Origin of the sequence: Pseudoalteromonas sp. NSLLW218 (assembly GCF_015864775.1) — a bacterium.
Classification (GTDB): Bacteria; Pseudomonadota; Gammaproteobacteria; order Enterobacterales; family Alteromonadaceae; genus Pseudoalteromonas.
In genome coordinates this window covers 439,179-452,050 of sequence record NZ_JADYWO010000003.1, presented here as the reverse complement: position 1 = coordinate 452,050, position 12,872 = coordinate 439,179, and the positions used below count along the sequence as shown (strand labels likewise).

Here is a 12,872-nt window from a genome sequence, read left to right as displayed (position 1 = left end):
AAGTGGTGTGAGCCATTAAGCTAACTTGTACTAATTACCCGTGAGGCTTAACCATACAACGCCAAACGCGTTTTATGTGATAGTGAAACAAGCGAAGAAGTTAATATAACTAAAGTAGATATTACTTAAGAAAGACTTAAAAAATATTATCAGATATTTTCCAAATTCAGTTAGTACGTAGGAATACGTATTAACGCCCAAATTTGCTTGGTGACAATAGCGTTTTGGACCCACCTGATTCCATGCCGAACTCAGTAGTGAAACGAAACAGCGCCGATGATAGTGTAGCATTTGCTATGTGAAAGTAGGACATTACCAGGCTCCAAATTGTAGAAAGCCCGATTCGAAAGAGTCGGGCTTTTTTACGTCTGCAGAAAAGTAAAATACGCACAATTAATAGACTCTTATACCAACACTCATTACGTAGGGCGGGTGCAACGACTTCTGGCCCTAGAATCACACCGAAATCACTCAATATCTCTGCACGCCGATAAGTATGTAGCATTTCACTGTGACTTTTTACCGCTGTTGGCACTACGACATTCTACTGCGTAGCGCACCGACTTCAAATTATAGAAAGTCCTAATCGAAAGAGTCGGGCTTTTTTTACAGCAGAAGAAAGGTTAAATGCGAGCGAATAACGAAAAGTCTAAACCATAACATCATCAAGTACTTACATTGAATACCTTCATGATCTAACTGAACCCGAAAGGTTCGCGTTTTAAAAGTGTAGTAAAGTTAAATGTAGGTGAATAGCGTACAACTCACTCAACTATCTTATTCATATTTAATCTTTTTTACTTTCTATAAAAGCTAATTACTTTCATTTCCTTAGATAACAAATTTAATTTTGCTTTGTTACTGTCTTTGATTTAGGATCAAATCAGTTTAAAACCAAGAACTAACAGCCTGTGTATAGATTATTAATTAGCGCCATATCCATTTTATTTTGTTTTTCTGCGTCGGCAGTTGAAGTAACTGATCTATATCAAGATATTTTAAAAGTGGATGACAAAACACGAGACACTCGATTAGCTGCGAGTCGTAAAGCTTTGCTCAATGTTTTAGTGAAAGTAAGCGGTGATGAAACTGCGGATCAAAATAAATTAGCACAGCAACGCACTAAAGATATTTCTGATTATATGCTTAAGTTTGAATATGACGAGAGAGCAAATGGACAATTGAAACTCGTTGTTAAATTTGAAGCTCGAAAGATCAATGCGTTAATCAAAGAGTTAAACTTACCTTTATGGGGAGTGCAACGCCCGTTAGTCGCAATATGGTTAGGTATTGAAGACAATTGGCGCAGAGAATTAGTAACACAAGAAAGTTACCCGCAATTAGAGCAGTTAATTTATGACAAAGCAGGACGCCGTGGTCTACCTGTCGTTGTGCCATTACTTGACTTACAAGATAGACGTTTAGTAGGTATTCCTGAGGTATGGGGTAACTTTTCAGAACCAGTAGAAGAGGCCTCTAGACGCTACAGTGCTGAGCGAAGTATTACAGCAAGAATGTATAAAGAAGCAGATAGCGAAAATTGGATTTTAGATTGGCGTTTTACTAATGATGATCAATTTGATTCAAATAGATTAACGGGCGATAAGCAGCAAATAGTGAGTCAAATGATTGATACCTTAGCTCGAGGCCTTGCAAGCGAGTACGCTATTGATCCAAATGCTTATTATGAACAAGCCGCAGCCACGCTAACATTAAAAGGCACGCAAAGTTTTGTTGATGTTGAATTAGCAAAACAAAGATTATTGAACTTAAGCGTTGTTACGCAAGTTAAAATTGTTCGTAAAACTCCAGAATTTGTAGAATTTAAACTAAACCACACTGGTAATCTAAGTGATCTTAAAAAAGGGCTAGGGTTAGACTCCTCATTTAAAGATTATGAGGATCCACGCGCTTTTTATCATGTTGTTGATAAAAATAGCTTAGAGTATCAATGGATAACGCCATAATGCTAACTTCTGAGCCGATGCAAATGGCATTACCGGTTACCTTGCCGGATGACGAAACATTTGCATCGTACTTTGGTGGGGAAGATTCGTTAGAGGTTAACCATTTAAAAGATAGCTTTTCGAAGTTAGCTAAAAAGTTTCAGTATACTTATTTATGTGGGTTAGGTGATTCCGGTAAGTCTCACCTTTTGTATGCAACCTGTATTAAAGCACAAGAGCGTGGCTTATCTAATATGCTGCTGTCTATGCGCGAAGTAGTTGACTTTGGACCTATGGTATTAGACGGTTTAGAAGCGCTTGATGTTCTATGTATTGATGACGTGCATTTAGTTGCAGGGAATGATGCATGGGAAAAAGCACTATTTAACTTTTTTAACCGGTTTAACGAACCCGGAAAAATGTTAGTAGTAACTGCCGATTTACTTCCTAGCATGCTCAATATCTCGCTGCCTGACTTAGAGTCTCGTTTAACGTGGGGGACAACCTTTCAAATTCGTTCTATGAGTGATGACGATAAAGCACAAGCACTTGTTAAGCGCGCTCATATGCGCGGTCTTGAATTAAGTGATGAGTGTGCACGCTTTTTACTAACCCGTTTAAGCCGTGATATGCGTGCTTTATTAGATGTACTCGACAAATTAGATCATGCATCTATGGCAGCACAGCGAAAATTAACTATTCCTTTTATAAAATCAACGTTAAAGCTGTAGTAGGTCTAGAATCTAGACCCTTCTTTCAGTTATCATAAGCTATTATCAGAGCGTGTTTACCTTTCCTGATTGGAATTTGTTTAACTTAAGAGTGCTTTAATCGCGTCGTGAGGACTTTAGCATAGTATTTATATGCGAAACCCGAACAACAAAGAGAGTAGCCTCCGAGATAAACACTTCAAACTGCATGTGTTTGGTCTTTATTTAGCGTTATTGCATGATTTATGTAGGGAACTACAGCCCAATGCTTAACCTTATTTAATAACCAATCACACTGTTGTAAAGCAATCTTGAAAGGCCAACACGCTCTTAAGCAATCACCTTCTGTGAAAGATCAGGTATCGAATGAACTTAGAAAACATATTAGCGCAAGCACTTGAGGCGGTAGCCAGTGCCAGTGAAATAGCGCAGTTAGAAGATATCAGGGTTAATTACCTTGGTAAAAAAGGCGAAATCACTAGCTTACTTAAAACGTTAGGTAAAATAGCACCTGAAGAACGTAAAGAAGCAGGCCAAGTTATAAACCAAGCTAAACAAGATGTACAAACTGCTATCAACGAAAAGCGTGAATTGCTAGCAAGTAAAGCACTTGAAGAAAAACTAGCGGCTGAAACTATAGATGTAACTCTACCAGGGCGTGTTATGCCTACTGGCGGTTTACACCCAGTTACGCGCACTATTGAGCGCATAGAAAGCTTTTTCGGTGAGTTAGGTTTTGAAGTTAAATCTGGTCCAGAAATCGAAGACGATTTTCATAACTTTGATGCGCTAAATATTCCAGAGCACCACCCAGCACGTGCAGATCATGATACCTTTTATTTCAACCCTAAATTAGTACTACGTACACAAACAAGTGGCGTGCAAATTCGTACTATGGAAACTGAGCAACCACCACTGCGCATTATTTCACCTGGACGTGTATACCGTAACGATTATGACCAAACACATACACCTATGTTTCATCAGGTAGAAGGTTTAATGGTTGATACCGATGTTAGCTTTACTGAGCTAAAAGGTATTTTGCATGATTTTTTACGTAACTTTTTTGAAGAAGATATGGAAATTCGTTTCCGTCCTTCATTCTTCCCATTTACAGAACCTTCAGCTGAAGTAGATGTTATGGGTAAAGACGGCAAGTGGTTAGAAGTACTAGGCTGTGGCATGGTACACCCAAATGTACTTAAGTCTGTGGGTATCGACCCAGAAAAATACACCGGCTTTGCCTTTGGCATGGGTGTAGAGCGTTTAACCATGTTGCGCTATGGCGTAAACGATTTACGTGCATTTTTCGAAAATGACTTAAAATTCCTGAACCAGTTCCGTTAAGAGTGAAACAATAAAATGAAATTTAGTGAAAAGTGGTTAAGAGAGTGGGTTAATCCTGCTATTGATACGCAAGCTCTTTCGGAACAGCTTTCAATGGCTGGTTTAGAAGTTGATGGCGTTGAGCCTGCTGCTGCCAAATTTAATGGCGTAGTTGTAGGTGAAGTTGTTGAATGTGAGCAGCACCCTGATGCAGATAAACTGCGTGTTACCAAAATTAACGTAGGTGGCGATGAGCTACTTGATATCGTGTGTGGTGCACCAAATTGTCGTTTAGGTATTAAAGTTGCTGTTGCAACTGTGGGCGCTGTACTGCCTGGTGACTTTAAAATTAAAAAAGCCAAACTACGCGGCCAACCTTCAAACGGAATGCTATGTGCTTTTGTAGAGCTAGGTATTAGCGAAGAAGGCGACGGCATTATGGAATTGCCAAGCGATGCACCAGTAGGCACTGATTTACGTGACTACCTAGGTCTTGATGATAATATTATAGATGTTGATTTAACACCAAACCGTGGTGACTGTTTAGGCATTAAAGGCCTTGCTCGTGAAGTAGGCGTTTTAAACAGTATTGACGTAAATGTATTAGATATTCCAGCGGTTATCCCAACAATTGACGATAAAATATCGATTGAATTAGTGAACGAAGATGCATGTCCTCGTTACCTTGGTCGTGTGATCAAAGGCATTAACCTTGATGCAGAAACACCGCTTTGGATGGTTGAAAAGCTACGCCGCAGTGGCGTACGTTCAATCGACCCAGTAGTTGATGTTACAAACTATGTATTACTTGAGCTTGGTCACCCAATGCACGCGTTTGATTTAAATGCGATTGAAGGTGGTATTAAAGTACGTAGTGCAAACGCAGGTGAAGAACTTGTTTTATTAGACGGTAACACCGCTAAATTAAACAACACTACACTTGTGATAGCCGATCATAACAAAGCACTTGCAATAGCGGGTATTTTTGGTGGTGAGCAATCAGGTGTTACAGATAAAACATCTGATATATTACTTGAAAGCGCATTTTTTAATCCTGTAGCAATTGCAGGGCAAGCACGTAGCTACGGTTTACACACTGATGCTTCACACCGTTATGAACGCGGTGTTGATTTTGCTCTGCAACATGATGCAATGGAACGTGCAACAGCGCTACTTCTTGAAATCGTAGGCGGTCAAGCAGGCCCAGTTGTTGAAGCTGTAGCGGCTGACAAACTACCAAAAGTGACTGAAGTACGCCTTCGTCGTGCTCGTTTAGACCGTGTTATTGGTCATCATATTGAAGATGCTAAAGTAACAGATATTCTTACGCGTTTAGGTCTTGATGTTAAAGTAGAAAATGAAAGCTGGAGTGCGGACGTACCAAGCTACCGTTTTGATATTCGCATCGAAGAAGATTTAATTGAAGAAGTAGCACGTGTTTACGGTTACAACAGCATTCCTAATGTTGCACCAACTGCAAAACTTAAAATGACGACACATAACGAAGCAACTATTGCGCTTAGCAAGTTCCGCAATACGTTAGTGACTCGTGGTTACCAAGAAGCAATTACATACAGCTTTGTAGACCCTAAAGCACAAGCTATTTTACACCCAGAGTGTAAAGCAATGGTATTACCGCACCCTATTTCAATTGAAATGTCAGCGATGCGTGTAAGTTTAATGCCGGGTTTATTAGCGTCTGTAGCGTATAACCAAAATCGCCAACAGCCTCGTATTCGTTTATTCGAACATGGTCTTAAATTTATAAGCGACGAAAGTGCAGAAAATGGTGTTTACCAAGTGCCGGTTATTGGTGGCGCTATTACGGGTCTTGTAAATGGTGAACATTGGGTTGAAGAAAAACGTAACGTTGATTTTTACGATTTAAAAGGTGATGTTGAAGCCTTACTTGCAATTACTAATGACGTTACTCGCTTTGAAATTAAAGCCGAGCAGTCAGATGGACTTCATCCTGGTCAATCAGCTGTAATATATATTGATGGCAAAAAGGTTGGTTTTTTTGGTGCTTTACATCCTCAAGCTCAAAAGTCGTTAGATATCAACAATGCAACTTTTGTTTTTGAAATTGAAATGTCAGCAATAGAAAAAAGAAATTTACCGCAAGCAGAAGGGGTGTCTAAATTCCCTTCAAATCGCCGCGACATCGCGATTTTAGTGGCAGACAGCGTTAAATCTGGCGACATTTTAAGCGTGATCGAAAAAGTTGGCGGAAATCAATTGGTTGACCTAAACTTATTCGATGTGTATAAGGGCAAAGGTATTGAGCCAAATTATAAGAGTTTGGCGATTGCTCTAACACTGCAAGCGGTTGATAGAACACTCGAAGAGAAAGATATCAATCTAGTAGTTGATAACGTGGTGGCCGAATTGGCCGAACAGTTTAATGCATCGTTGAGGGACTAGATATGGCGCTTACTAAAGCCGACATAGCTGAACACCTATTTGAAAAGCTCGGGATCAATAAAAAAGATGCCAAAGATTTAGTTGAAGCGTTTTTTGAAGAAATCCGCTCAGCGCTAGAAAAAGGCGAGCAGGTTAAGCTCTCTGGATTTGGTAACTTTGATCTTCGAGACAAAAAAGAAAGACCAGGCCGCAACCCGAAAACAGGCGAAGATATTCCTATTTCGGCACGTCGCGTGGTGACTTTTCGACCAGGTCAAAAGCTTAAAACCCGCGTAGAAGTGGGCACAAGCAAAGCAAAATAAAAAAAGGCAGCGTAAGCTGCCTTTTTTATTGTCTAAAATAACTCCGCTCTAGCGGAGTTATTTAGTTGTACCGTTAGAAGACTTTTTTAAAACTCTCGAGGAGATACAAAATCACCTGCCATTATTTGCTGAAATGTTTGCTCTGCAAGTACATCTAGGCTGTCTAAGCTTTTACCATTCGTTATTAATTGCTGCTCAATTTCAAACACGTCAATATTTTCAATCCCCGACATTTGCGCTACTTTAGAAAATATATATGCATGTTTAAATTTATCATGTTTATAAAAAAGACTAATAAGTGATGTATACACTTCAAGATTCGGTACGTTGTCTTTTTTATTGAGTTCTAAAGTTTTATAAAGCAAATCGATGGTCTTTTCATCATCAAATTTAATATAGTACGATGCTAGAAAAAATTGCATTTCGGCACTTTGCGTTACACTTTTGTCATTTTCTATAGCTAATAATTTAGTCAGTGCACTTTGGTTATTATTTCGTGACCATTGGTAGTAGAGCAAACCTGGATGGTTTGTATTTTGGGTATCTTGATATAAGCGAGTCATTTCTTTAATGCTCGTTAATTGACCGTCAATACGTGACGTTTTTTTAGCTTTTAACTTAATATGTTCAATTTTAGCGGCCACAGTTATACATTGGTTATAGGATTCAAAGTCCTTGAGTAATTGGTATTTATTTTCATCAGTAGGGTCTTTGTATTCTATGTAACGTTTGATAATCACATCAGAACGCTCATCCTTGCAGTGGCTGTCTTTGTTTAAGTCGCTACAAAAGCCAGGTGTTTCTTTGCACACTTGTGCGAGTGTCAACGGTTCTTCACACCCTGTCAACGTTAGCAAACCCAATAGTACACTTGCTTTTTTAAGCATCCCTTAACCCCAAATGAATATCTACCTTGCTATTCTAACGCAATCATTTCACGCCTAACAGTAGAGAATAACTTCAGATTAAATTAGAATAGCCCTGCCTGAAGTGCATTACTCTCAAAATATAGTGCATTTTTAAAGGCTATCCGTTCAAAATGATAAACTTAGGTAAATAAAATGACCTCATCTCACGAGTTAGAATACACAAATAGTTGGCAAGAGCGCCAAGATTACGCAGAAAGCATGCAACCAATCATTGGTAAACTTTACCGTAATCGTGGTATCGAAATCGCTGTATATGGCCGTCCTCTCGTAAATGCCAGTACTATTGATATTATCAAATCTCACAAAACCGTTGCTCAGTTTGAAGGCACTAAATTGCGTTTGCGTGAAAGCTTCCCATTTTTAGAAGCTATCAGCAAAATGGAATTAAACTCTGCGCGTATTGATATTGGTAAACTTGCATATAGCTATTTGTTCACAGAAGCAGCTAAAGGCCGCTCAGTAGAAGAATTTGTAAAAGATGAACTTGCAGAAATAGCTGACTTACCAGCGAAAGAACCACGCGATGTTGTATTGTATGGTTTTGGTCGTATTGGTCGTTTACTAGCGCGTTTATTAATTGAAAAATCAGGTCCATATGCAGATTTAAGTTTGCGCGCTATTGTTGTGCGTGGCGGTAAAGATGGGGATCTTGAAAAGCGCGCAAGCTTACTGCGTCGTGATTCAATTCACGGTCCGTTCAATGGTTCAATCACTATTGATAAAGAGCGTAATGCAATTAAAGCTAACGGTAGCTACATTCAAGTTATTTACGCTAACTCTCCTAGCGAAATTGATTACACTCAATACGGTATCGACAATGCATTAATTGTTGATAACACCGGTATTTGGAAAGACGAAGCGGGCCTTGGCCAGCATCTAGAGTGTAAGGGCGCTGCAAAAGTATTATTAACAGCTCCTGCAAAAGGTAATATCAAAAACATCGTATATGGTGTTAATAACAAAGATATTTTACCTGAAGATAAAATTGTTTGTGCAGCAAGCTGTACAACCAATGCAATTACACCAACGCTTAAAGCACTAAACGATAAGTTTGGTATTAATAATGGTCATGTTGAAACTGTACACTCGTACACGAACGATCAAAACCTTATTGATAACTACCACAAAGCAGAGCGCCGTGGCCGTGCCGCAGCACTTAACATGGTAATTACTGAAACAGGGGCTGCAAAAGCGGTTTCAAAAGCATTACCAGAGCTTGAAGGCAAATTAACAGGTAACGCAATCCGCGTACCTACACCTAATGTGTCGCTAGCTATTTTAAATCTTAACTTAGCAACAAGCACATCAGTTGAAGAGCTAAACGCATTTTTACGCGATACTGCACTTCATTCAGACTTACGTGACCAAATTGATTACACCGCATCAACGGAAATTGTATCTACCGATTTAGTAGGTAGCCGTTACGCAGGTGTTGTTGATTCACAAGCAACGATTGTTGAAGATAACCGTATCGTTTTATATGTATGGTACGACAATGAGTTTGGTTACAGCTGCCAAGTAGTTCGTTGTATGCGCGATATGGCCGAAGTGTCATTCCCAAGCTTACCTCGCTAATTTATTTGCAGTGACTTAAAAGCCAGCATGTTGCTGGCTTTTTTGGTCGTGTATTATTTTTAAAGCGTATGCCTTGTGATAGGCTTTAATTAAGAAAATGCACATTCATTTTACTATTTACAAAATAATGTCAGTTCTGTGAATTAATAAACAGATAAACTTATTCAACCTAAAGGTTTTTCCATGAAAATCAGCAGCAATTTCGACAGTGGTAATATCAAAGTTATTGAAGCCACCGATCTTTTAAATATTCAATTAGAAATTAATAAAGATCACCAGTCTGAATTTTATCAGTGGTTTCACTTTCGTCTTGAAACAACACCTTACCAATTGCATAAGTTAAATATTAATGAGCTTGATAAATCAGCTTACCCAGATGGTTGGGAAGGGTATCAAGCTGTTGCATCATATGACCGTCAAACATGGTTTCGCGTACCATCAAGCTATGAAAATGGCACATTAAGCTTTGAAATTGAACCAGAGTGCGGCAGTGTTTATTTTGCTTACTTTGCACCATACAGTTGCGACCGCCATTTAGATTTATTGTCTTGGGCACAAAGCCAAGGTGCTTGCCAATTAATAACGCTTGGTGAAACACTTGATGGCCGCGATATGAGTGTGCTTAAAATTGGTGAGCCAAGTGAAGATAAGAAAAACATCTGGATCACAGCACGTCAACATCCAGGTGAAACAATGGCAGAGTGGTATGTTGAAGGTCTACTGCACAAACTTCTTGATGACGAGGATCCACATGCAGCTGCGCTTCTATCAAAAGCAGTGTTTTACGTTGTGCCAAATATGAATCCAGATGGCAGCGCACGCGGACATCTGCGTACTAATGCTAAAGGCGTTAACTTAAACCGTGAATGGCAAACACCAAGTATGGAAAATAGCCCTGAGGTTTACTTAGTGCTTAATAAAATGCGCGAAGCTGGCTTAGATATGCACTTAGACATACACGGTGATGAAGCTATACCTTATAACTTTGTGGCAGGCAGTGAAGGTATTCCAAGTTACGATGCTCGTCTTAAAGGCCTTGAAGATAGCTTTAAAGCTGCGCTTTTAACTATTACTCCAGAGTTTCAAGATGAGCATGGCTATCCAAAAGATGAGCCAGGTCAAGCTAACCTTACGGTAGGTTCATCAGCTACTGCTGAAGAATTCAAAGCATTAACGTACACAATTGAAATGCCATTTAAAGACAACAACGATTTACCTGATCCAGACTATGGCTGGTCAGACCGTCGTTCTTATCAATTTGGTCAAGATACATTAGCGGCTATTGTTAATGTTGTTGATGATTTAAGATAAAACGCTTATCTAAAAGGGTATCAATAGTTTTGATACCCTTTTTGCTTTTAATAAAACCCTTTGTATAAAAAATAATAATCATATAGCAGCTTTATTCTTAAAACGTTTTCAACGCTTCTTCGCTGCGTATCATCACCGTATCGGTACAAATCAATCTACTTTCAATTAAATACTACAGATATAGTGCCTTGCAACAGATGTGTAATTAGATATTTTGAAAATTAAGTGTTAACAACCTTGGGGTACTTAAGTTAATATTAATTAAATCATGAGTCGGGGCGGAAGAGGTGAAATCTTATTTCGTAAAGCTTATGTAGCGTAGTAGCTAAAACAGAGTCTCGTAATTAAAAAATAATAAATATAACTATAGAGGATATCCATGGAAGCTTTTGTAAGCGCTGTTAATGATGTTGTTTGGAGTAATGCACTCATCTATTTATGCCTAGGCGCAGGCTTGTTTTATTCAGTACTAACTAGATTTGCTCAAGTTAGACATTTTAAAGAAATGTGTAAGTTATTATTTAGTCCTAACACGTCTGATAAAGGTATTTCATCTTTTCAAGCCCTTGCAGTATCGTTGTCTGGACGCGTAGGCGTTGGTAATATCGCAGGTGTGGCAGCAGCTATCGGTTTTGGTGGGCCAGGTGCTATTTTTTGGATGTGGGTTGTTGCTTTTCTAGGTGCAAGTACTGCTTACGCAGAATCTACTTTAGGCCAAATTTATAAAACAGAAGAAGACGGGCAATATCGTGGTGGCCCAGCCTATTATTTTGACCGTTGTTTAGGACAAAAATGGTTGGCTGTTTTATTTGCTGTTTCGGCAATTATTGCATGTGGTGTTTTTCTGCCTGGTGTACAAGCGAATGCGGTAGGTAATGCGTTTACCCAAGTATTTGGCGATGGCAATATGGTCTCGACTAGTTTTGGTGATGTAGGTAGCTTTAAGTTAGTCGCTTTGGCAATAATCCTTATTGTTTTAGCGTTTATTATTTTTGGCGGTATAAAACGTATTGCGAACTTTACGCAAATAGTAGTGCCATTTATGGCGCTTGGTTACATAGTACTGGCATTAATCGTGGTATTTTTAAATTTAGATAAAGTAGGCGATATATTCTATTTAATTATTAGTGATGCATTTACTGCGCAGGCCGGTTTTGGTGCTGCTATTGGTTGGGGCGTTAAGCGTGGTATATATTCTAATGAAGCAGGGCAAGGTAGTGGGCCTCATGCAGCAGCAGCAGCAGAGGTTGATCACCCTGCTCAACAGGGTTTAGTGCAAGCTTTCTCTGTTTATGTTGATACCATTTTTGTATGTACTGCAACAGCACTCATGATTTTAATAACGCAGCAATACAATGTTGTGGGTGAGTTACCAGCAGGGCAGTTCATTGTACAAAATGTTGATGCAGCGACTGAGGTCGGTTCAGCAGCCTTTACTCAAATGGCTTTATTTAGTGTATTTGGCAGCTTTGGACAAGCATTTGTCGGTATTGCATTATTCTTCTTTGCCTTTACCACAATACTCGCTTATTACTTTATTGCAGAAACTAATATTGCTTACTTAAATCGTTATTTTAAAGGCAATATCCCACTTGTCCTCGTGAAGTTCGTGATTATGTTTATGGTTGCATACGGTATGGTTAATAATTCAGGTTATATCTGGACTATTGGAGATATTGGCGTTGGTTTAATGGCCTGGATTAACATATTGGGTATCTTAGCTATTTTCTTTGTAGCTAAGCCTGCTTTACTATGTTTGAGCGATTACGAAGATCAGAAGAAAAAAGGTGGAAAAATCACATTTGACCCTGTCAAACTAGGTATTAAAAATGCCACTTTCTGGGAAAAACGTTTAGGGAAACAGTCAAAAGACACTGAGTAACTAAACTTAATGAGTAACTTGTTAGATTATCGTCTCTAAATCAGTTATTGGTTTGAATTCAAAAAAGACAACGAGAAATAAAACAAGTACAATAAAGGCGCCGAAAGGCGCTTTTTTTATGCGTAGTATGGAGAGAAGTATGGCGATCATTCGTTGCCCAAAATGTGCAAAATCAATTTCAGATAAACATAAGCAATGTCCGCATTGCGAAAGCAATATTGCAGAGCTAAACGACGAGCAAGTTTTACAACTTCAGCGCGAACAGCGAATTAAAAAAAAGCAGATGTTTATAAATCACTCCTTTTTAGCGCTTATCTTATTTTTAGGTGGTTTTTTCTGTTTGTACTTTTTACAACCGCAAGAAAAAACGCTTCAGTGGTATGCTTATACTGCGGCAATTGGCGTAGGGTGTATTTGGTATCTTATTAACCGTATTGTTTTAGTGACTCTAAAAAAGAAAAAATGAC

10 protein-coding genes and 1 rRNA gene are annotated in these 12,872 nt (G+C 38.9%); 10 read left to right on the top strand and 1 reads right to left on the bottom strand.

The annotated features are described in order from the left end of the window. Nucleotides 1-206 precede the first annotated feature (206 nt). The 6 genes from rrf (at nucleotide 207) to ihfA (ending at nucleotide 6,708) form a co-directional block, all read left to right on the top strand. A 5S ribosomal RNA gene (gene rrf / locus I6E80_RS06870) occupies nucleotides 207-321 on the top strand. A gap of 590 nt (nucleotides 322-911) precedes the next feature. Further along, the gene (locus I6E80_RS06865; protein ID WP_010554011.1) at nucleotides 912-1,967 is read left to right on the top strand and encodes a DUF2066 domain-containing protein; all 1,056 of its coding nucleotides are present in this window, start codon (nucleotides 912-914) and stop codon (nucleotides 1,965-1,967) included. Next, nucleotides 1,967-2,677, top strand: coding sequence for a DnaA regulatory inactivator Hda (hda, locus tag I6E80_RS06860; protein ID WP_024600452.1), 711 nt, complete (start codon nucleotides 1,967-1,969; stop codon nucleotides 2,675-2,677). Before I6E80_RS06865 ends, hda begins: the two co-directional genes overlap by 1 nt. A 345-nt stretch (nucleotides 2,678-3,022) precedes the next feature. Continuing rightward, nucleotides 3,023-4,003, top strand: a complete 981-nt coding sequence (pheS, locus tag I6E80_RS06855) for a phenylalanine--tRNA ligase subunit alpha (RefSeq protein WP_033027877.1) — start codon at nucleotides 3,023-3,025, stop codon at nucleotides 4,001-4,003. Nucleotides 4,004-4,018: 15 nt separating this feature from the next. Beyond that, complete coding sequence (gene pheT, locus I6E80_RS06850) at nucleotides 4,019-6,406, top strand: phenylalanine--tRNA ligase subunit beta (RefSeq protein ID WP_197185163.1); 2,388 nt, start codon at nucleotides 4,019-4,021, stop codon at nucleotides 6,404-6,406. Between the two features lie 2 nt (nucleotides 6,407-6,408). Further along, nucleotides 6,409-6,708 (top strand): integration host factor subunit alpha, encoded by a 300-nt coding sequence (gene ihfA, locus I6E80_RS06845; RefSeq protein ID WP_002960690.1) that lies wholly within the window; start codon nucleotides 6,409-6,411, stop codon nucleotides 6,706-6,708. A gap of 86 nt (nucleotides 6,709-6,794) precedes the next feature. On the opposite strand, the gene I6E80_RS06840 is transcribed toward ihfA, so the two are convergent. After that, nucleotides 6,795-7,595, bottom strand: a complete 801-nt coding sequence (locus I6E80_RS06840) for a DUF2989 domain-containing protein (RefSeq protein WP_197185162.1) — start codon at nucleotides 7,593-7,595, stop codon at nucleotides 6,795-6,797. Nucleotides 7,596-7,769: 174 nt separating this feature from the next. Here I6E80_RS06840 and I6E80_RS06835 point away from each other — a divergent pair, with 174 nt between their 5' ends. The 4 genes from I6E80_RS06835 (at nucleotide 7,770) to I6E80_RS06820 (ending at nucleotide 12,871) form a co-directional block, all read left to right on the top strand. Further along, nucleotides 7,770-9,212 (top strand): glyceraldehyde-3-phosphate dehydrogenase, encoded by a 1,443-nt coding sequence (locus I6E80_RS06835; RefSeq protein WP_197185161.1) that lies wholly within the window; start codon nucleotides 7,770-7,772, stop codon nucleotides 9,210-9,212. 183 nt (nucleotides 9,213-9,395) lie between these two features. Further along, nucleotides 9,396-10,523 (top strand): M14-type cytosolic carboxypeptidase, encoded by a 1,128-nt coding sequence (locus tag I6E80_RS06830; protein ID WP_197185160.1) that lies wholly within the window; start codon nucleotides 9,396-9,398, stop codon nucleotides 10,521-10,523. A 379-nt stretch (nucleotides 10,524-10,902) separates the two neighbouring features. After that, nucleotides 10,903-12,405, top strand: a complete 1,503-nt coding sequence (locus I6E80_RS06825) for a sodium:alanine symporter family protein (RefSeq protein ID WP_024600457.1) — start codon at nucleotides 10,903-10,905, stop codon at nucleotides 12,403-12,405. Between the two features lie 139 nt (nucleotides 12,406-12,544). Next, nucleotides 12,545-12,871 (top strand): hypothetical protein, encoded by a 327-nt coding sequence (locus I6E80_RS06820; protein ID WP_007580349.1) that lies wholly within the window; start codon nucleotides 12,545-12,547, stop codon nucleotides 12,869-12,871. Nucleotide 12,872 lies beyond the last annotated feature (1 nt).